The organism is Actinopolyspora xinjiangensis (assembly GCF_900104475.1).
GTDB classification, from domain to species: domain Bacteria; phylum Actinomycetota; class Actinomycetes; order Mycobacteriales; family Pseudonocardiaceae; genus Actinopolyspora; species Actinopolyspora xinjiangensis.
Genome location: NZ_FNJR01000004.1, coordinates 80,643 through 99,457 on the forward strand (window position 1 = coordinate 80,643; position 18,815 = coordinate 99,457).

The window sequence follows — 18,815 nt, forward strand, 5'->3', positions numbered from 1 at the left end:
TGATCATGTGTGCGGCACTCTACTGGCTTCCGGCTCCGCTCGACAGCCCCCGGCCGCGATGCCCCGAGGGCGCCGGAAAACGGCCCGGCACGAGCCGGATTCCGATTCACGGCCCCGCGGGACACGGTGGACCGAGCCCGAACGAGAAGGAACGCCCGGTCGCGGCCGGGCGTTCCGAGATGGTCGTCACCGTCGGGCTCGTCGCGTGCCCCTCCCGACGGGGCGAGGCGGCCGACCGAGCCGTCAGCACGTCAGTGGCTTTTGCCTCTGCCTTTGACCTTGCTCACGACCCGGTCGATCTTCTCCTTGTTCTTGGGGTCCCGGGCGTAGCGCCGGGCCTGCTCGATGGCACGTTTGCCCTGCGGACTCTTGGCGAGCTCGGCTACCTTGACTACCTTCTTGAAGATCGACATGATCGCTCCTGGCATCTGGTCGGGGCCATCCGACATCCAGAGTACCCATCGACATCACCGAGTGAGACGACCGTCACAACCAATGGGAAACCAGGCTTCGCACCGGAGCTCGCGGGAGTGGAACGGCGTGGAGGGGCGGTCGCCGCACGGCCTGCCCACCACACTCCACGACCGCTCGGTCAGCCCAGCACCCCGCGCACCGAGGCGTGCCCTTTGAGCAGGTTGCGTGCCACTGTGCGGCGCTGGATCTCGTCGGTCCCCTCGAAGATGCGCAGCAGCCGCAGATCGCGGTACCAGCGTTCGATGGGTAGTTCTCTGGTGTAGCCCATCCCGCCGTGGATCTGCATCACCCGGTCCACGATCTCGTTGGCCCGGACACCGCCGTGCAGCTTGGCGATGGACTGCGCGTGGCGGGAGTCCATGCCCTGGTCGGCCTGCCAGGCCGCCTGCAGCACCAGCCAGCGCAACGCCTCGATCTCGACGGCGGAGTCCGCGATCATCCACTGGATGGCCTGCCGGTCCGCGATCGGGGCGCCGAAGGTCTTCCGGGACTGCGAGTACTCCGTGGCCATTTCCACCATGCGCTCACAACCACCGAGCGCGCGAGCGGGCAACAGGTACCTGCCCCGGCCGATCCACTGCATGGCGAGTCCGAAGCCGTTGCCGACCTCGCCGAGCACGTTCTCCTCGGGGACTCGGACGCCGTCGAAGGTCAGCGCTGCGGGTTGCCGGTCCCACTCACCCATGATGTCGATGGGTTCCGAGGTCCAGCCCATGTCCCGGTCGACCAGGAAACAGGTGACTCCCCCGTCGGCGCCCTTCTCCTTGTCCGTCACCGCGAAGACCATGGCGAAGTCGGCGTCGATACCACCGGTGATGAAAGTCTTCTCACCGTCGATCACCCACTCGGAGCCCTCTTTGCGGGCAGTGGTGCGAATGTTCTTCGCGTCGGACCCGGCGTCGGGTTCGGTGATCGCGAAGCAGGACTTGCGGGTCCCCTCGATGGTCGGGATCAGGTAACGCTGCTTCTGATCCTCGTTGCCGTAGTAGAGGATGTTGTCGGCGGCGCCTCCGAAGGTGAAGGGGACGAAGGTCCGGCCGAGCTCCACTTCCACGAGGGCCGTCAGCACTGCGGAGAGCCCCATGCCGCCGTACTCCTCCGGCGTCTGCACTCCCCAGAAGCCCGCCTGACGTGCCTTGTCGCGCAGCCCCTCGGTCTCCTCCTTGGTCAGGCCGCGCTCACCGCGACGTTCCCGGTCGAGTACCTGCTGCTCCAGGGGCATCAGCTCGCGCTGAACGAAGTTGCGAACCCAGTCGCGAATGTCGCGCTCGGTGTCCGACAGTGCGAAATCAACCATGACAAGCCTTCCTCGGTGGCGGGGACGACGATTTCACGGGAAATCGCCGGGGTGAGAGGTGGGCGCACCGGCCGGGCCGCTGCGCCCACGTGGGGAACCGGTGGTCAGCCGAGTTTGCGACCACCGTCGACGTACAACGTCTGACCGGTCACGAACGAGGACTGCTCACTGGTCAGGAAGCTGACCGCATTGGCGATGTCGCTCGGTTGACCGACGCGGCGCACCGGTGTCTCGGCGGCGGCTCCCTGCTGCAGCTCCTCGAAGGTCACCCCGAGCCGCTCGGCCGTGGTGGCGGTCATGTCGGAGACGATGAATCCGGGGGCGATCGCGTTGACGTTGATGCCGAACGGCCCCAGTTCGATCGCCAGGGTCTTGGTGAAGCCCTGGACACCGGCTTTCGCGGTGGAGTAGTTCGCCTGGCCGCGGTTGCCGAGCGCGGAGACGCTGGAAAGGTTGACGATCTTTCCCCACCGCTGGGGGACCATCTGCCGCTGAGCGGCCTTGCTGCACAGGAAGGCACCGCGCAGGTGAACCCCCATGACGGTGTCCCAGTCCTGTTCGGACATCTTGAACAGCATGTTGTCCTTGGTGACCCCGGCGTTGTTGACCAGGACACCGACCGTTCCCAGCTCCTCGGAGACCCGGGTGAAAGCACGGTCCACGGAGTCCGAGTCGGTGACGTCGGCGGCCACGGCCAGGGCCGATCCCCCCGCTTCGGTGATGCGACGCACGGTATCGGCGCAGCTGGCCTCGTCGAGGTCCACCACGGCCACGGCGGCTCCGGAGGAGGCCAGCGTCTCGGCGATGGCGGCGCCGATCCCCCTTCCCGCGCCGGTCACCACGGCCACCCGGTCCTGCAGTTCTCGCGTCACGTTCTGCTCCTTCAGTTCTGACTCGCCTGTTGTTCCTCGCGAATGATCCGCTCGCGCAACTCCCGCTTGAGCACCTTGTGGCTGGGGCCGAGGGGGAGCTCGTCGGTGAAGACCACCCGCCGCGGATACTTGTGGGCCGCCAACCGGTTCGCGGCCCACTCCACCACCCGGTCGCTAACCGACTGGTCGGTATCCCCTGCCGACAGTGTGGCATGCACCGCCACCGCGCATATCTCCTCGCCACGGGTGGAGTCCGGCAGCCCCACGACCGCCACCTGCGCCAATTCGGGGTGCTCCAGCAGGAGTTCCTCGACCTCGCGCGGGTAGACGTTGTACCCGTTGCGAATGATCAACTCCTTCTTGCGGTCGACGATGGACAGGAAACCGTCCTCGTCCCGGACTCCGATGTCGCCGGTGCGGAACCAGCCGTCGACGAGCGCGGCGCGGGTGGCCTCCGGGTTCCCCAGGTAACCGGCGAACACGTTGTGGCCCCGCACGACCACCTCACCACGGCTTCCGCGCGGCAACAACTCGATCCGTTCGGAGTCCGGATCGGCGATCTCGACGTCGATTCCCCACAGGGGATGGCCGACGGTGCCCGCACGCGTGCCGATGGAGGGCTGGTTGACCGTGGCCGTCGGCGAGGTCTCGGAGAGGCCGTAGCCTTCCAGGATCTGGGTCTCGAACCGCTCGTTGAACCGCTCCAGCACCGAGACCGGCAATGCCGCTCCCCCCGAGATGCACAGCCGCAGACTGGGTAGCCGCATCTCCGGCGGGGCCACCTCGAGCATCCGGGTGTACATCGTGGGTACCCCGTTGAAGTGGGTGATCCCGTGCTCGCGGATCAGTTCCAACGCCTGGAGCGGATCGAAACGGGGTTGCAACACGAGGGTGGCGCCGGCCCGGAACGTGGTGTTCATCGAGACCGTCTGTCCGAACACGTGGAACAACGGCAGACAACCCAGCACCCAGTCGCTCGAACTGGTGTCGTTGGCGTCGAACGCGTTGACCGTGGCGTTCATGACCATGTTGAGATGGGTGAGGATCGCGCCCTTGGGCTTGCCCGTGGTTCCACTGGTGTAGAAGATCACCGCCGGATCCTGTGGCCCCCGGGTCACGAAGTGGGAGACCGGCTCGACGTCCTCCGCCAGCTCGGTCAACGAGGGGGGATCGTCATCGGAGCGCTCGGAACCTCGCGACCCCAGGGTCACCAGGCTCGCACCGGTCCGCTCGGCGCATCCCCGGGCCAGCTCCAGCTGGCTGGTGTGTCCCAGAATCACCTTCGCTCCCGAGTCGGAGACCAGATGAGCGGCCTCCTCCGGCACGAGCAACACCGGAACCGGCACCACGACCGCCCCCAGCGTTTGCACCGCGTAGTAGGCGCGGACGAAGTCCGCGACGTTCGGGGCCACCAGGGCGACCCTGTCGCCGGTGGCCACGCCGAGTCCCCGCAGCGCGGCGGCGTGCCCGCGCACCTGTTCCCACAACTCGCCGTAGCTGACACGTTCCCGCCCCTCCAGGACGGCGAGGGCCTCCGGAGTGCGGCGGGCCGGTTCCGCGAGCACCGAGGCCAACGAGAGCGAGGTGGACGAACTCGCGTCCCCGATCGCCTCCCCCGTCCCCGTGCCCGGATGGTTCGTGGTCATCAGCGACCTCCTTCGTACGTCAGGAGCCGCTACCGCGTGCGGCGCGCACCGCTGCGGCCGACAGCTTAACTAACGACGTTAGTTTTGTGAGACCCTAAAGTCGGCGACAACGTTTGACAAGACTCGTGACCGCCGAACCGGATTCGTCCCGCCGACCAGCCCACGGAGGTCAGTCCTTGCCCAGACCGAGCCAGCCCCTGCTGTCGATGGAGCGCATCCGGGAGTGCGCCCTGGAGATCATCGACACCGCCGGGCTGGAAGCCCTTTCCATGCGACGTCTGGCGGAGCGGCTGGGTGTGCGGGCGGCCTCGCTGTACAACTACGTCCCCAACAAGGACGAGCTGCTGCACGACCTCGCCAACTCGATGATGGACCAGGTCGACGTCTCCGGTTTCGGGAGCGACTGGGTCACAGGAGTGACCGTCTGGGCGCGCTCCTACCACCGCGCACTGGCCGAACACCCCAACCTGGTTCCGTTCATCGCCTCCGGTCCCGCCCGCAGGGAGGCCGCGCTGCGGCGGGCCGACGCCGTCCACGGCGGGCTGGTCGAAGCGGGCTGGTCGCAGCGCTACGCGACCATGATCGGGGCCTCCGTGAAGTACCTCGTGGTCGGCAGCGCGATGGGGTCCTTCGCGGGCGGATTCGTCGACGACGCGGAGATCTATGACGAGAGGTTCCCGAACCTGAGCAGGGCGCACCTGCTTCGAAGCCACGCGGCCGAGATCGACCACGCCAGTTTCGAACTTGCCCTGCACGCATTCATCGAGGGACTGCGCAGACGCTACACCGAGACCGACAGCGCTGAGTGACCACCACCGGAGGCCGCCCACGACGACGGACCACCGCGGCACCGGCGAGGGGCGCCCACGGAACCGAGGCCGCGAGAACCCGACAACCCTCGCGCGACGCGCGCGGGCGGAATACGGACAGGATCACCTTCACGTGTTGTTGACTCGACCGCCGGGGCTACGTAGCGTTCACTCTACAATCGAACACTGCGCCTATGACGTCATGCGGGAGAGACTCCGCACTCGGCTCGCGGCAACGCTGCCCGGCCACGGCAATGGCCCCAACGTGCGCGCGGAGCGCCGAAGGAGCAACACTCCCCACAAACTCTCAGGCCCGATCACCGCATGACACCAGGCGATTCAGGAGGAAAGCAGGGGGTAGGTTCCCCTCGCCCACGGTGCAAGCCGCAGCGCGCGGTGAAACTCTCAGGCCAATGACTCCGGGGAGACGCCGTAACGGCGCCGACCACTAGGAGTTTCACATCATGACACCACCCCGCAAGACCCCGCTGCACGAGATCCACCAACGGCTGGGTGCCACTTTCACCGAGTTCGCGGGCTGGGAGATGCCGCTGCGCTACTCGGGTGACACGAACGAGCACAACGCGGTGCGCAACACGGCGGGCCTGTTCGACCTCACTCACATGGGCGAGCTTCGCGTCAGCGGCCCCCAGGCGGCCGAGGCGATGGACTACGCCCTGGTCGCCAACGCCTCCGCGATCAGGGTGGGACGCGCGCGGTACACGATGATCTGCGACGAGGCGGGCGGCGTGCTGGACGACCTGATCGTCTACCGCACCGGGGAGCGGGAATTCCTCGTTGTCGCCAACGCCGCCAACGCCGCCGTCGTCTCGTCGGAGCTGGCCGAACGGGTGAGCGGTTTCGACGTCGACTACACCGACCAGTCCGAGGAGTACGCGCTGGTCGCGATCCAGGGACCGGTCGCCAAGGACGTCCTGGCTCCACTGACCGACATCGACCTGACGGAGGTCCGCTACTTCGCGGGGTACCCCGGCCGGGTAGCAAATTGTGATGTTCTACTCGCCCGCACCGGCTATACCGGCGAAGACGGTTTCGAGCTGTTCACATCCGTCAACGACGCCGCTACGGTTTGGCAGGCGCTCAGCGAGGGGGGCGCCTCGTACGGGCTGCGGCCCGCCGGCCTGGCATGCCGGGACACACTGCGGTTGGAGGCCGGTATGCCGTTGCACGGTCACGAGCTCTCCACCGAGGTGACCCCGTTCGAAGCCAATCTGGGCCGGGTGGTCCGACTGGACAAGACGGGAGATTTCGTGGGACGCGCCGCGCTCGCCGACGCAGCGGAGCGGACGCCGGAGCGCACACTGGTGGGGCTGCGCGGAACGGGCCGCCGCGCCCCACGCCACGGTTACCGGGTGCTGGACGGTGACGGCGCCGACGTCGGTGTCGTGACCAGCGGTGCGCCGTCGCCCACGCTCGGTCACCCGATCGCGATGGCCTACGTGGACCAGACCAGCGCGAAGACGGGGGCCGAGTTACAAGTGGACATTCGCGGCAAGGCAGTCGCCGTGGAGGTCGTGGAACCGCCCTTCTACAGCCGGAACCGCTGAGACCGCGCCCGCCCCGCTCCACCGAGAATCAGAACACGGAGGTAAACGATCATGCCGTCAGGCGATCTGTTCAACGAGAGGCTCGCTTCGGTAGACCCCGAGGTGGCCAACGCGGTCGACGCGGAGCTGCACCGGCAGCAGAACACGCTGGAGATGATCGCCTCGGAGAACTTCGCACCCCAGTCGGTGCTGGAGGCTCAGGGGTCGGTGCTGACCAACAAGTACGCCGAGGGCTACCCGGGCAAGCGCTACTACGGTGGCTGCGAGCACGTCGACGTCGTGGAACGCCTCGCCATCGACCGGGTCAAGCAGCTGTTCGGGGCCTCCTACGCCAACGTCCAGCCGCACTCGGGTGCGCAGGCCAACTCGGCGGCGATGTTCGCGCTGCTCAAGCCGGGTGACACGATCCTGGGCCTCGATCTGGCCAACGGTGGCCACCTCACCCACGGGATGCGGCTGAACTTCTCGGGCAAGCTCTACAACGTCGTGCCGTACCGGGTCCGTGAGGACGACCACCTCATCGACATGGACGAGGTCGCCCGGCTCGCCCGCGAGAACAAACCGCAGGTGATCATCGCCGGCTGGTCCGCCTACCCGCGCCAGCTGGACTTCAAGCGCTTCCGCGAGATCGCCGACGAGGTCGGCGCCTACCTCATGGTGGACATGGCCCACTTCGCCGGTCTGGTCGCGGCCGGGTTGCACCCGAACCCGGTGCCGCACGCGCACGTGGTGACCACAACCACGCACAAGACGCTGGGCGGCCCGCGTGCCGGTGTGATCCTGTCCTCCGACGAGGAGCTCGGCAAGAAGTTCAACTCGGCGGTGTTCCCCGGCCAGCAGGGTGGCCCGCTGGAACACGTGATCGCGGGCAAGGCGGTGGCGTTCAAGCTGGCCGCCACCGAGGACTTCGTCGACCGGCAACGTCGCACCCTGGAAGGCGCTCGGATCATCGCCGAGCGGCTGCAGTCCGCCGACGCCAAGGCCGCGGGGGTGCAGATCGTCTCCGGCGGCACCGACGTGCACCTGGTCCTGGTGGACCTGCGCGACTCCGAGCTGGACGGTCAGCAGGCCGAGGACCGGATGCACGAGATCGGCATCACGGTCAACCGCAACGCGGTGCCCAACGACCCGCGTCCGCCGATGGTCACCTCGGGACTGCGCATCGGCACCTCGGCACTGGCCACCCGTGGCTTCGGCGCCGAGGACTTCACCGAGATCGCCGAGATCATCGCCACCGCGCTGCACTCCGACTTCGACGAGTCGGTGAGCAAGAAACTGCGCGGTCGTGTGGAGGCGCTGGCCAGCAAGCACCCGCTGTACCCGAACCTGTGAAGCGTCGGGCCGCTCCGTGACCCCGCCCTCCCCGGCGGGACGGATCGAGCCCGCGACCACGGTCCACGGCAGTGCCGCGCCCCGGAACTTCCCCGGGGCGCGGCACTGCTGCTTCGGAGCCCGAACGGCTCCGGACAACTCACGGGTGGGAATGTTGTAGATTTCGCGATCTTGTCGCGGCTCGCGGGCTCGACGAGTGTCGAGGCCATGACGAGCACACTGGAAGACCTGGTCACGAAAGCACTGCGTCGCGAGGCACCGAGCCGCAACGAGGCCACGCGACTGCTGTCCGAGGAGTTCGACGTCCTCGACGTGGTCGCGGCGGCGGGCCGGGTACGTCGGCACTTCTTCGGCAACCGGGTCAAGCTCAACACCATCGTCAACATGAAGAGCGGGCTTTGCCCGGAGGACTGCACCTACTGCGCACAACGGCTCGGAGCGGACTCGGAGATTCTCAAGTACTCCTGGGTGAAGGCCGAGGAGGCGGCCGGTGCGGCCGACGAGGCCGCCACCGCCGGAGCGAAGCGGATCTGTCTGGTCGCCAGTGGACGCGGCCCCGGACAGCGAGACATCGACCGGATCTCCGAGACGATCGAGGCGATCCGGCGGAAGCAACCCGACGTGGAGGTGTGCGCCTGTCTCGGATTGTTGTCGGAGGGGCAGGCCGAGCAGTTGCGCGAGGCCGGGGCCGACGCCTACAGCCACAACCTGAACACCAACGAACGGCGCTACGCCGAGATCTGCTCCACCCACACCTTCGCCGACCGGGCCGAAACGGTGCGCAGCGCCACCACAGCCGGGCTCTCCCCCTGTTCCGGCGCGATCTTCGGCATGGGCGAGTCGGACGATGACGTGGTGAGCCTGGCCTTCGAGCTGCTGGAACTCGACCCGGATTCCGTTCCGATCAACTTCCTGATCCCGATGGAGGGCACTCCGATGGCCGGTGAGTGGCGACTCACCCCGCAGCGGTGCCTGCGCATCCTCGCGCTCTACCGGTTGTTCTTCCCGGACGTGGAGGTGCGGCTCGCGGGAGGCAGGGAGGTCCATCTGCGCAACGTGGAGGCCCTGGCGTTGCACGTGGCGAACTCGATCTTTCTCGGGGACTATCTGACCAGCGAGGGCAAAACCGGTGAGCAGGACCGTCAGCTGATCGCCGACGCGGGTTTCGTGGTGGAAGGGTCCGAGGAGCGGACCCTGCCGGAGCGGCGTCACGACCTGGTCAACATCCGCAGGCGGGGGGTCGGCACCGACGTGGCCGCCAACGTCTGACCCGAAGGACACCGTTCGCCCCGGTGAGGATGCCCGCACCGGGGCGAATCATCCTCCGGTGGCGATGCGGGGGCATCGGGCGACCGTGTTCCGCGCTGAACCGCTCCCCGGAGGAGGTCGCGTCGGGTGGCTCACCGACGGGAGACCTCGTGGCTCGGCTCACGCCGCTCGGTCGACTTCGTCGAGGTCGGGCGTGTCGTCGACGATCTCCGCCGGACCGGCTTCGGTGACCCGCCCCCTGCGCCGCCGCCACAGCCAGGTGATCACCCCGACCGCGACCAGAGCTCCCAGCACTGCCCAGCCCGCTCCGCCGAGGATGTGTTCGACGTACTTGGCCGAGGCTCCCGCCAACCACCCGGTGGCCACGTGCAGCGTGGACCACATCGTCGCCCCCGACAACGATGCCGCCAGGAACCGCCCGTACCTCAGCCCGGACGATCCCGCCGCGGCCGGGGTGAGCGTGCGCACCACCGGCAAGAACCGGGCCACGAACACCGCGCCGATCCCGTAGCGACGCAGCAGCGTTCCGGCGCGGTCCCAGTGACGCTGCCCCAGCTTGCGGACAGTAGCGCTCTCCCGCAGTCGCCAGCCGTATCGGCGTCCCAGCAGGAAGCCGATGTTGTCGCCGATCGCGGCGAACAACGCCACGGACACCGACAGGGTCAGGAAGAATCCGAAGTCGGTCACGGCGGCCGAAGCGATCAGCAACCCGCTCTCACCGGGAACGACGAACCCGATCCCCAGCGTGCACTCTCCCAGCACCAGCGCGCCGACCACCACGATCAACAACGGGCGGGGCAGCCCCGCGATCGCGGCCAGCATCTCACTGACGACAGACACACACACTCCTAGGGCCGGGTAACGAGGATCACGCTACCGTGTGAGACCAACGGTATGAATCCGGAATCGCCCCCAGAGTCCAACGGGATCACACCGGCCAGCGCCGGAAGCGGGACCGGATATCGACGACCTGGCACACGAAGTGGAATCCGGACAACGCACCTCGGGTTCCGCGGCGCCGAAACACGACGACCACCCGCATAGTACCTTCAGCAGCTCTTGCTCCAGGAGCACTCGAACATCGCCTCATCGGGAGGCGTCGAGGGGGTGTCGGCGACCTCCACCGAGGAACGGCCCCGCCCATCGGGGTCCGGAGGAGCACCTTCCGCCCCGGCACCGTGCCGAGCGAGTCGGACCACCACCGCGTCCTGGACCTCGCGGGGCGGTGCCGCGAGGAAACCGTTGAACACCACGGAGAACACCAGCTGCCGGTCGGTGCGGGTACGAACGTAGCCGGACAGCGCACTGACCCCGGTCATCGAGCCGGTCTTGGCCGAGACGTTCCCCTCGGCGGGGGTCCCGCGCATCCGCCCCCGGAGGGTGCCGCCGGTCATCCGGTCAGAAGCACCGGCCAGCGGCAGCGCCCGCTTCCAGGTCTCGAACCAGGGCCGTTCACGGGCCACGTCGAGCAGCTCGGCCAGCTGCGCGGGCGCCAACGAGTCAAGCGTGGAAAGCCCCGAACCGTCCACCAGCCGGTAGTCGCCCGGCTCGATCCCCAGGGCGGCCATCCGGTTCCGCACCACCCGCAGTCCGGCCTGCCAGTTCCCCTCTCCCCGAACTACCCTGCCCATGGCCTTGACCAGCGCCTCGGCGTGACCGTTGTTGCTGAGCTTGAGGAACGGCACCAGCATACGTCGCAACGGCATCGAACGGTGCTCGGCCAGCACCCGGGCCCGTTCCGGGGTCACGGCCTCTCCCACGCCTTCGAAGGTGATCCCCCGCTCGACCAGGGCACGGCGGAACACGTCGAGCGCGTAGGCGGTGGGGTCGGGGACACTGCTGAAGACTCGCCGAGTCCCCGATCCAGCGGGAACTCCTCCGCTGACGATCACCCGATCGGTACCGTGCGCGCGACGGACGGAGAGTCGAGCCGTCGCACCGGGGGCGAGCGTGCGCGCGCGGTTCACGATCTCGACCGCGTCGGTCTCGGGATGGGAACTCACCCGCACCGGCTGGCCTCGACGAGTCGGCCGCACTCGGACCACCACAGATCCGGCGTCGTAGTCGGTGTTCGGCGCCACGGTCAGCGCCGAGACCGGCGCGGCGTAGTAGTACGGCTCGTCGATCGCCATCCAACCGTTCGCCAGCCCGCGGTCGTCGAAGTGGGAGTCGTCGGCCAGCACGTCCCCCCGGACGACCCGGATGCCGGCATCGGCGATCCGGTCGGCCAGCCTCCGGTAGTCCGAGGCCAGCATCGTGGGATCACCGCCACCGCGCAGGTAGAGGTCGCCGAGCAGCACCCCACCTCGTCGCATGCCGGTGGTCAACACCCCGGTTCGGAACCGGAAGTCGGGCCCGAGCGCCTCCAGCGCCGCTACCGAGGTGAACAGTTTGGCGTTGGAGGCCGGGACCAACCGGCGGTGGGGCGAGCGGCGGTAGAGGATCCGGTCGGTGGCCGGATCACGGACGACGACCCCGACCGAGGCCCCCTCCAGCCGGGAGTCGGACAGGATCCGGTCCAGATCGGCCCGCAACGACGAGCGCGTGGAACCGACGGGAGACGCCGCGCCCGGAACCGCGAGAAGCACCGTGAAACCGACCAGCAACACCAGGGCACGCCGCACCGCCACTCCTCAGCAGCTCGGGCCGCGCTCGTAACCGTCGAGCGGGACGATCAGGGGCCTGGCCAACCAAGCACGTCTCGTAGCCGAGGTCAACGAACTCTCCCGCTCATCGAGGGGCGTGTCGCGCTCCCGCGCTCCAACCGGGAGCCGTCCGCCCCCGGTTGTCTCAGGCGAACGCGATCGACCCGGCCATCAGCAGCAACGCACCACCGCAGCACCGCTCGAAGACCCGCTTGCGCCGGGGAGCGGCGAGAAAGGCCGACAACCACCCCACGGAGGGGACGACGACGAGCCACCAGGCACCGAACGAAGCGACGGCCGCGGCACTGAGCAACAGAGCCTGCTTCATCGGGTCACCCGCCGAGTCCATCGCCTGCGGCAGCAGGGTGAGAAAGGTGAGCAGCACCTTCGGATTGAGCACGTCGACCAGCAGGGCCCGCAGGAACACCGCCCGCCCCGAAGCGGGCGCCGCCTCCCGCTGCGGTTCCTGGGGAGCTCCCGCGCGACGCAGGATCTGAACCCCCATCAACAGGAGATAACCGACCCCGAGCATCTTGACCACGAGCAGCGCCGCGGGAAAGGCGATCACCAACGCCGAGAGCCCGGCGGTGGCTGCCGTGGCGTGGATGAGCAACCCGCAGGTAACCCCGGCTGCCGCCAGCCATCCCCAGCGAGCCCCGCTGGCGGCGCTGCGCGTCACCATCACGAAGTCGGGCCCCGGCACCAGAATGATCACCAACAACGCGAGCAGGAACGACCCCCAAGCGATGTGCACTGCGAACTCCTCGAACATCGAACCGACAATTCTTCGACAGACATCGCTATAGTGGGTGAATCGTTCGTATTCGATCCAGCTACGACATAGGATGTTCGGCCATGGCGAGTTCGACAGAACTGGATTCGGTGGATTGGCGAATCCTGGAGGAGTTGCAGAACGACGCGACGCTGCCCAACCGGACACTGGCCGAGCGGATCGGCCTCGCCGCGTCGAGCTGCCTGCAACGCGTCCGCAGGCTCAGGGAGCAGGGAGTGATCACCGGTTCGCACATCGACGTCGACCCGGCGGCCACCGGACTCACGCTGGAGGCGGTGGTGTCGATCAACGTGCGACCGCACACCAGGGCTGTGGTCGACTCCTTCCGGGAGTTCGTGATGGCCCAGCCCGAGACGCGCTCACTACTGCACGTGAGCGGGCAGGCGGACTTCCTGCTGCACCTGGCGGTCGCCGACAGCGCGCACCTGCAGAGCTTCCTGGTGGACAAGCTATCGGCACGCACCGAGGTGCGGCACTTCACCACCTCGGTCGTGCTGGAGCAGGTGCACACCCGCGCGTTGACGCCGCCGCGACCACCACGACCGGCACGGCGACGCGGCTGACGGGACGACTCGCTCCGCCGTGCCGGTGTGCTCCGGTGGATATTCGACGGAGCCCGCTTCCCGAGGGGTGTGGCAAGCGTGGCCGGGGCGGCCCCGGCAGGGGGTCTAGTCCTCGACCCGGAGCAGGCCCTCCTGCACCACGGTGGCTATCAGGGAACCGTCACGGGAGAAGAAGTTACCGGTGGCCAGCCCCCGCGCTCCGGAGGCGCTGGGCGAACTGCAGTCGTAGAGGAACCACTCGTCGGCGCGGAAGCGCCGGTGGAACCACATGGCGTGGTCGAGACTGGCCCCGTGGACCTGGTCCACACCCCAGTAGACGCCGTGCCTGGCGAGCACCGAGTCGAGCAGGGTCAGGTCGGAGGCGTAGGCGAGCAGGCAGACGTGCAGCAGGTCGTCGTCGGGCAAATCGCCGTCCGCCCGCATCCACACCCTGCTGCGCGCGTCGCGGGGACCGTCCTCCCGACTCAACCACGGCGGCTCGGTGACGTGCCGCATGTCGATGGGGCGGGGGAGATTCGCCATTCCGCCCACTTCGCCCGCGAGGTCGCCGAGGCGCTCCCCGTAGGTGGGCAGCTCCTCCGGGGCAGGTACCTCGGGCATCGGTTCGGCATGGTCCATCCCCCGTTCCTCCACCTGGAACGAGGCGGAGAGCGAAAAGATCGTCTTGCCGTGCTGCACCGCGACGACGCGGCGAGTCGTGAACGAACGACCGTCCCGGGTCCGGTCCACCTGGTAGACGATCGGGACGCTGGGATCACCGGGACGGAGGAAATAGGCGTGCAGCGAGTGCACCCGACGTTCCGACGGCACCGTTCTTCCCGCGGCGACCAGAGCCTGTCCGGCTACCTGGCCTCCGAACACTCGAACGGGGGATTCCGCCGGACTGACGCCACGAAATATGTTCTCCTCGATCGGTTCGAGGTCCAGCAACGCCACCAGCCGATCCAGCACCGGCTGTCCGTGCGGCATACCACTGGCATCGACCGGGACGGACGACTGACTGCCGGTGCCCGCCGGATCGGCGGCAGCGGCACGTGCCGCTTGGGTCACTTCGGACTCCTCGTGTCGGTGGGGGGGCCGCACGCCGACCCACCCGGGCAGCGGAATGCCGGAGTACGGAGCTCGCACCCGAGTCTCCGGTTCCGCCGCGTCCGGGAGAAGTCAGACGTGATCCTCTTCGCCGAGACGGTGCACCCGGATCAGGTTGGTCGACCCGACGGTCCCGGGCGGGGAGCCCGCGACGATGACGACCATGTCGCCGCTGTCCGAGCGGCCGAGCGACAGCATCGCCTGATCCACCTGGCGCACCATCTGGTCAGTGGTCTCCACACTAGGCACCAGGAAGGTTTCCGTCCCCCAAGTGAGAGCGAGCTGACTACGAACGGACTCCTCCGGGGTGAAGGCGAACAGTGGCAGCCTGGTGTGCAGCCTCGCCAACCGCCGGACGGTGTCACCGGACTGTGTGAAAGCCACCAGTGCCTTCGCGCTGAGGCGCTCGCCGATGTCCCTGGCGGCGTAGGAGATCACACCACGCTTGGTCCGCGGCACGTGACTCAGTTCCGGCGGCTCCGAGGACCCCGCCTCCACGGCCTCCACGATGCGCGCCATGGTTTCGACCGTTTCCACCGGGTAGTCACCGACGCTGGTCTCACCGGACAGCATCACGGCGTCGGTTCCGTCGAGCACCGCGTTGGCCACGTCCGAGGTCTCGGCCCTGGTCGGCCGGGGATTGCCGATCATGGAGTCGAGCATCTGGGTGGCGACGATCACCGGCTTGGCGTTCTCCCTGGCGATGCCTATCGCCCGCTTCTGGACCAACGGGACGTGCTCCAGCGGCAACTCGACCCCGAGGTCTCCCCTGGCGACCATGACACCGTCGAAGGCGAGCACGATGGCCTCCAGATTGTCCACCGCCTCGGGCTTCTCCAGCTTGGCGATCACCGGAGCACGGCATCCGACCCGGTCCATGACCTGGTGCACGCTGTCGATGTCGGCGGGAGTGCGCACGAACGACAGCGCGATGAAATCCACGCCCATCTCCAGCGCGAACTCCAGATCCTGCACGTCCTTGTCCGACATGGCGGGAACGGAGACGTCCATCCCGGGAAGCGACAGCCCCTTGTGGTTGGAAACCGGACCGCCCTCGACGACCTCGCAGACCACGTCGGTCTCCTCGACCGCCGTGACCGTGAGACCGACCTTTCCGTCGTCGACCAGGATCTGGTCGCCCACCTTGGCGTCGCCGACCAGGCCCTCGTAGGTGGTCGACACCCGGTCGTGGGTTCCGGTCACGTCCTCCACGGTGATCCGGACGACCTCACCGGTACGCCACTCGACCTCTCCCTCCGCGAAGGTGCCCAACCGGATCTTCGGTCCCTGCAGATCGGCGAGAATCCCCACCGCGCGTCCGGACTCGGCAGCCTCCGCACGCACCATGTCGTAAACCCGACGGTGGTCGTCATGGCTTCCGTGGCTGAAGTTCAGCCTGGCGACGTTCATCCCGGCACTGACGAGCTCGGCCACCTTCTCCGGCGTGGCGGTGGCTGGCCCCATAGTACAAACGATTTTGGCTCGTCGACTCACGGTGCCACAGCCTAATGCGTCGGCTCGCGCGCGAAGTATGCCACCGCCGACGTCAACCAAGATCCGAGAGGACGCATACTGGATCCTTTCAGTCCCCGTGCACACCGCGCGTTGTTCGTACTGAGCTGCGTGGCGAGCCAGGTGATTCTTTTCACCCCCTCGGGGGGCGTTCCCGACGCCCCGCCCGGCACGGACAAGCTGGTGCACCTGGCGCTGTTCGCCGTGCTCGCGCTGACCGGTGGGCTCGCCCGGATCTCCGACGCGGTGCTGCTGCCGTGCCTGGTGTGCTACGCCCCGCTCTCCGAGACGCTGCAGCAGGTACTGCCGCTGCGGCGCGACGCGGATCCGCTGGACACGCTCGCGGACCTGTGCGGAACGGCGATCGGCTACGTCCTGGCGACGCGTCTCCGACGAAAGACTCCCCGGAAGGGCCACCGAAACTCACACCTTCGAGTGAGGAAACATCGTTCCAGCGCACAGCTCTCGCTCTCGGAGCGCGAGCCGGGTTCGGGAGAGTGAACGGAGGTATCCTCCAAGGTGTGGACTCCACCGCACGGGCCCGCTCACGCGCTGCCGGCGGCAACCTCCCGGCAGAGGTAACGAGCTTCGTCGGCAGGCGTCGCGAGATCACGCTGACCAAACGACTGCTCGCGGAGTCGAGGGTGGTGACCCTGACCGGCCCCGGCGGCATCGGCAAGAGCCGCCTCGCGCTGCGGGTCGCCGCCAACATGAGTCGTTCCTTCCGGGACAAGACCTGGCAGGTGGAGTTGGGGGAGCTGCGCGACCCGGATCTCGTGCCCGCCACCGTCACCGAGCAGCTGAACGTCCCGGAGACCTCGGGCGGCGACGAGCTCGACAACCTCGTCGAGCACTTCCGGGAGCGCGAAGCGCTGCTGGTGCTGGACAACTGCGAACACCTGGTGCGGGCCTGCGTCGACCTGGTGGACACGCTGACCCGCGCCTGCCCGGGGCTTCGCGTGCTGGCCACGAGCAGGCAGTCGCTCGGCGCGGCGGGCGAGAGCACCCTCGTCGTACCGCCACTGCAAGCTCCCGACCCGGAACAGCTGCCAGCCGCCGAGGCTTACGAGCAGTACGCGGCGGTGCGGCTGTTCGTCGACCGCGCCCGTGCCGTGGTTCCCGAGTTCGAGGTGACGCCGGACAACGCACCGGTGCTGATGCGACTGTGCCACCGGCTGGACGGAAACCCACTGGCGATGGAGCTGGCCGTGGTGCGGCTGCGCTCACTGTCCCCCCGGCAGCTGGAGGAACGGCTCGACGAGCGCTACGAGCTGCTCAGCGGCGGCCGCAGCGGAGCACCACCGCGGCAGCAGACCCTGCGGGCACTGATCGACTGGAGCTACGACCTGTGCACGGAGCCGGAACGCCGGGCATGGGCACACCTGTCGGTGTTCTCCGGCAGCTTCGACCTGGAGGCCGCCGAGTACGTGATCGACGGCACCACCGAACGGTCCCACGCCGCCTCGCTGGTGCACGCGCTGGTGGACAAATCGGTGCTGCTGCTCGAACGCAGCGACGGCCCCAGCCGCTACCTGCTGCCGCACACACTGCGCGAGTACGGCCTGGAGAAGCTCTGGGCGGCGGGCGAACGCCCGGAGGCCGAGGCGAGGCACCGCCACTGGTACACCAGCATCGTGCAGCGCTTCGCCGCCGAGTGGCTGGGCGCCGAGCAGGTCGAGTGGGTCCGACGGCTGCGCACCGAACAGGCGAATCTCCGGGCGGCGCTGCACTCCGTGACCGAGCACGGCGACGGCGGAGGGACCGGCGGCGAACCGCACTCCGAGGAAGCGGGATCGGTGGCGGGCGGCCCCGCTGTCGCGCTGCGCCTGGCCACCGCGCTGGGACGCTACTGGCAGCTCCGAGGGGCCCACACCGAGGCGCGCTACTGGTTGGACCGCACCCTGGCGCTGACCGGGACGCACCGGGCACCGCGGGAACGAGCCGCCGCCCTGGCCGCCAGCGCCTGGTTCACCCTGCTGCACGGTGACGTGGCCGGGGCACGCGGTTCACTGGACACCGCGACCGCCACGCTCCGGGGACGGGATGCACCGCTGGAACGTGCCCACCTGACGCGCACCTACGGGATGGTGGCCCTGTTCGAGCAGGACGCGGCCAACGCGACAAGACTGCTGGACGACGCCCTGGAAACGTTCCGACGCGGCGCCGAGAAGCAAGGGGAACTGTTCGCGCTGATCGGTCTGGGGCTCGCGCACGCATTGGACGGCAGGACGCGGGACGGCCTGGAACTGCTCGACGACGCGCTGGCGATCACCACCGGCCGCGGCGAGGTTTACTGGCGGTCCTGGACGCTCTGGGCGATCGGCTACCTCAAAACGGCCGAGGACAGACTCGACCGGGCAGAGCCCGCGCTGAAGGAAGCGCTCAGGCTGCAACGGAGACTGGACAACCGGCTGGCGATCGCGTTCAGCCTGGACACGCTGGCCTGGGTCGCGCATCTGCGGGGCAACGACAGGCGCGCGGCCCGGCTGTTCGGCGCCGCCGGGGGAGCCTGGGAGTCCGCGCGCTCCACACCGAACCTCTACGCCACGTTCGCCGAGCAGCACCGCGCTCACCTGGTCGCCACCCGTGAGGCGCTCGGCGACGAGACCTACGGTGACGCCTTCGACCGGGGTTACCACTGGCAACACGACACCGCGATCGACTTCGCGCTGGAGGTCAAGCAGCGTTCCCGGGAGAGCTCGCGGGAGAACGTGCACCCGATGCCGCTCACCAACCGGGAACGGGAGATCGCGCAGCTGGTGGCTCAAGGGCGAACCAACAAGGAGATCGCCGAGCAACTGGTCATCGCGCTACGCACCGTCGAGGGGCACGTGCAGCACATCCTGACCAAGCTGGACTTCACGTCACGGGCCCAGATCGCGGGATGGGTAGCCGAGATGCGCTCCGAGCAGGGCGGCCGGTAAGAACGTCGGAAAGTACGGTGAT

Annotated in this window: 16 protein-coding genes and 2 riboswitches; of the genes, 7 read left to right on the plus strand and 9 right to left on the minus strand. The window is 68.3% G+C overall.

Features of this window, described 5'->3' with window-relative positions; all coding sequences use genetic code 11:
- Positions 1–251: 251 nt before the first annotated feature.
- The 4 genes from BLQ75_RS23390 to BLQ75_RS07450 form a co-directional block, all read right to left on the minus strand.
- Positions 252–413 carry a hypothetical protein gene (locus BLQ75_RS23390; protein WP_170837379.1) on the minus strand — a complete coding sequence of 54 codons (162 nt, stop codon included), beginning with the start codon at positions 411–413 and terminating at the stop codon, positions 252–254.
- Positions 414–592: 179 nt separating this feature from the next.
- Positions 593–1,771, minus strand: coding sequence for an acyl-CoA dehydrogenase family protein (locus BLQ75_RS07440; protein WP_092599913.1), 1,179 nt, complete (start codon positions 1,769–1,771; stop codon positions 593–595).
- A 104-nt stretch (positions 1,772–1,875) separates the two neighbouring features.
- The gene (fabG, locus tag BLQ75_RS07445; protein ID WP_244515308.1) at positions 1,876–2,643 is read right to left on the minus strand and encodes a 3-oxoacyl-ACP reductase FabG; all 768 of its coding nucleotides are present in this window, start codon (positions 2,641–2,643) and stop codon (positions 1,876–1,878) included.
- An 11-nt stretch (positions 2,644–2,654) separates the two neighbouring features.
- Positions 2,655–4,289: an AMP-binding protein gene (locus BLQ75_RS07450; protein ID WP_092599916.1), complete on the minus strand. Its 1,635-nt coding sequence runs from the start codon at positions 4,287–4,289 to the stop codon at positions 2,655–2,657.
- A 176-nt stretch (positions 4,290–4,465) separates the two neighbouring features.
- Here BLQ75_RS07450 and BLQ75_RS07455 point away from each other — a divergent pair, with 176 nt between their 5' ends.
- From BLQ75_RS07455 to bioB, 4 genes are all read left to right on the plus strand, one after another.
- On the plus strand, positions 4,466–5,098 hold the full coding sequence (locus tag BLQ75_RS07455; RefSeq protein WP_092599919.1) for a TetR/AcrR family transcriptional regulator: 633 nt from the start codon (positions 4,466–4,468) through the stop codon (positions 5,096–5,098).
- Positions 5,099–5,293: 195 nt separating this feature from the next.
- A riboswitch (glycine riboswitch) is annotated at positions 5,294–5,431 on the plus strand.
- A riboswitch (glycine riboswitch) is annotated at positions 5,432–5,528 on the plus strand.
- A 34-nt stretch (positions 5,529–5,562) separates the two neighbouring features.
- A complete protein-coding gene (gcvT, locus tag BLQ75_RS07460; RefSeq protein WP_092599922.1) occupies positions 5,563–6,666 on the plus strand; it encodes a glycine cleavage system aminomethyltransferase GcvT in 1,104 nt (367 codons plus the stop codon).
- A gap of 51 nt (positions 6,667–6,717) precedes the next feature.
- Complete coding sequence (glyA, locus tag BLQ75_RS07465; protein WP_092599924.1) at positions 6,718–7,998, plus strand: serine hydroxymethyltransferase; 1,281 nt, start codon at positions 6,718–6,720, stop codon at positions 7,996–7,998.
- Between the two features lie 207 nt (positions 7,999–8,205).
- Complete coding sequence (bioB, locus tag BLQ75_RS07470; RefSeq protein WP_092599927.1) at positions 8,206–9,267, plus strand: biotin synthase BioB; 1,062 nt, start codon at positions 8,206–8,208, stop codon at positions 9,265–9,267.
- A 159-nt stretch (positions 9,268–9,426) separates the two neighbouring features.
- On the opposite strand, the gene BLQ75_RS07475 is transcribed toward bioB, so the two are convergent.
- From BLQ75_RS07475 to BLQ75_RS07485, 3 genes are all read right to left on the minus strand, one after another.
- The gene (locus BLQ75_RS07475) at positions 9,427–10,107 is read right to left on the minus strand and encodes a DedA family protein (RefSeq protein ID WP_092599930.1); all 681 of its coding nucleotides are present in this window, start codon (positions 10,105–10,107) and stop codon (positions 9,427–9,429) included.
- 209 nt (positions 10,108–10,316) lie between these two features.
- Positions 10,317–11,891 carry a D-alanyl-D-alanine carboxypeptidase/D-alanyl-D-alanine endopeptidase gene (gene dacB, locus BLQ75_RS07480; RefSeq protein WP_244515309.1) on the minus strand — a complete coding sequence of 525 codons (1,575 nt, stop codon included), beginning with the start codon at positions 11,889–11,891 and terminating at the stop codon, positions 10,317–10,319.
- Between the two features lie 166 nt (positions 11,892–12,057).
- A complete protein-coding gene (locus BLQ75_RS07485; RefSeq protein ID WP_211481225.1) occupies positions 12,058–12,684 on the minus strand; it encodes a LysE family translocator in 627 nt (208 codons plus the stop codon).
- Positions 12,685–12,767: 83 nt separating this feature from the next.
- Here BLQ75_RS07485 and BLQ75_RS07490 point away from each other — a divergent pair, with 83 nt between their 5' ends.
- Positions 12,768–13,268, plus strand: a complete 501-nt coding sequence (locus BLQ75_RS07490; RefSeq protein ID WP_092599933.1) for an Lrp/AsnC family transcriptional regulator — start codon at positions 12,768–12,770, stop codon at positions 13,266–13,268.
- Between the two features lie 105 nt (positions 13,269–13,373).
- On the opposite strand, the gene tesB is transcribed toward BLQ75_RS07490, so the two are convergent.
- Together tesB and pyk are read right to left on the minus strand one after the other, a co-directional pair.
- Positions 13,374–14,318, minus strand: coding sequence for an acyl-CoA thioesterase II (gene tesB, locus BLQ75_RS07495; RefSeq protein ID WP_170837380.1), 945 nt, complete (start codon positions 14,316–14,318; stop codon positions 13,374–13,376).
- A gap of 111 nt (positions 14,319–14,429) precedes the next feature.
- On the minus strand, positions 14,430–15,851 hold the full coding sequence (gene pyk / locus BLQ75_RS07500) for a pyruvate kinase (protein ID WP_092599936.1): 1,422 nt from the start codon (positions 15,849–15,851) through the stop codon (positions 14,430–14,432).
- Positions 15,852–15,962: 111 nt separating this feature from the next.
- Between pyk and BLQ75_RS07505 the strand changes: the two genes are divergently transcribed.
- A complete protein-coding gene (locus BLQ75_RS07505; RefSeq protein WP_211481226.1) occupies positions 15,963–16,370 on the plus strand; it encodes a VanZ family protein in 408 nt (135 codons plus the stop codon).
- Positions 16,371–16,390: 20 nt separating this feature from the next.
- Positions 16,391–18,793 (plus strand): ATP-binding protein, encoded by a 2,403-nt coding sequence (locus BLQ75_RS07510; RefSeq protein WP_092599939.1) that lies wholly within the window; start codon positions 16,391–16,393, stop codon positions 18,791–18,793.
- Positions 18,794–18,815 lie beyond the last annotated feature (22 nt).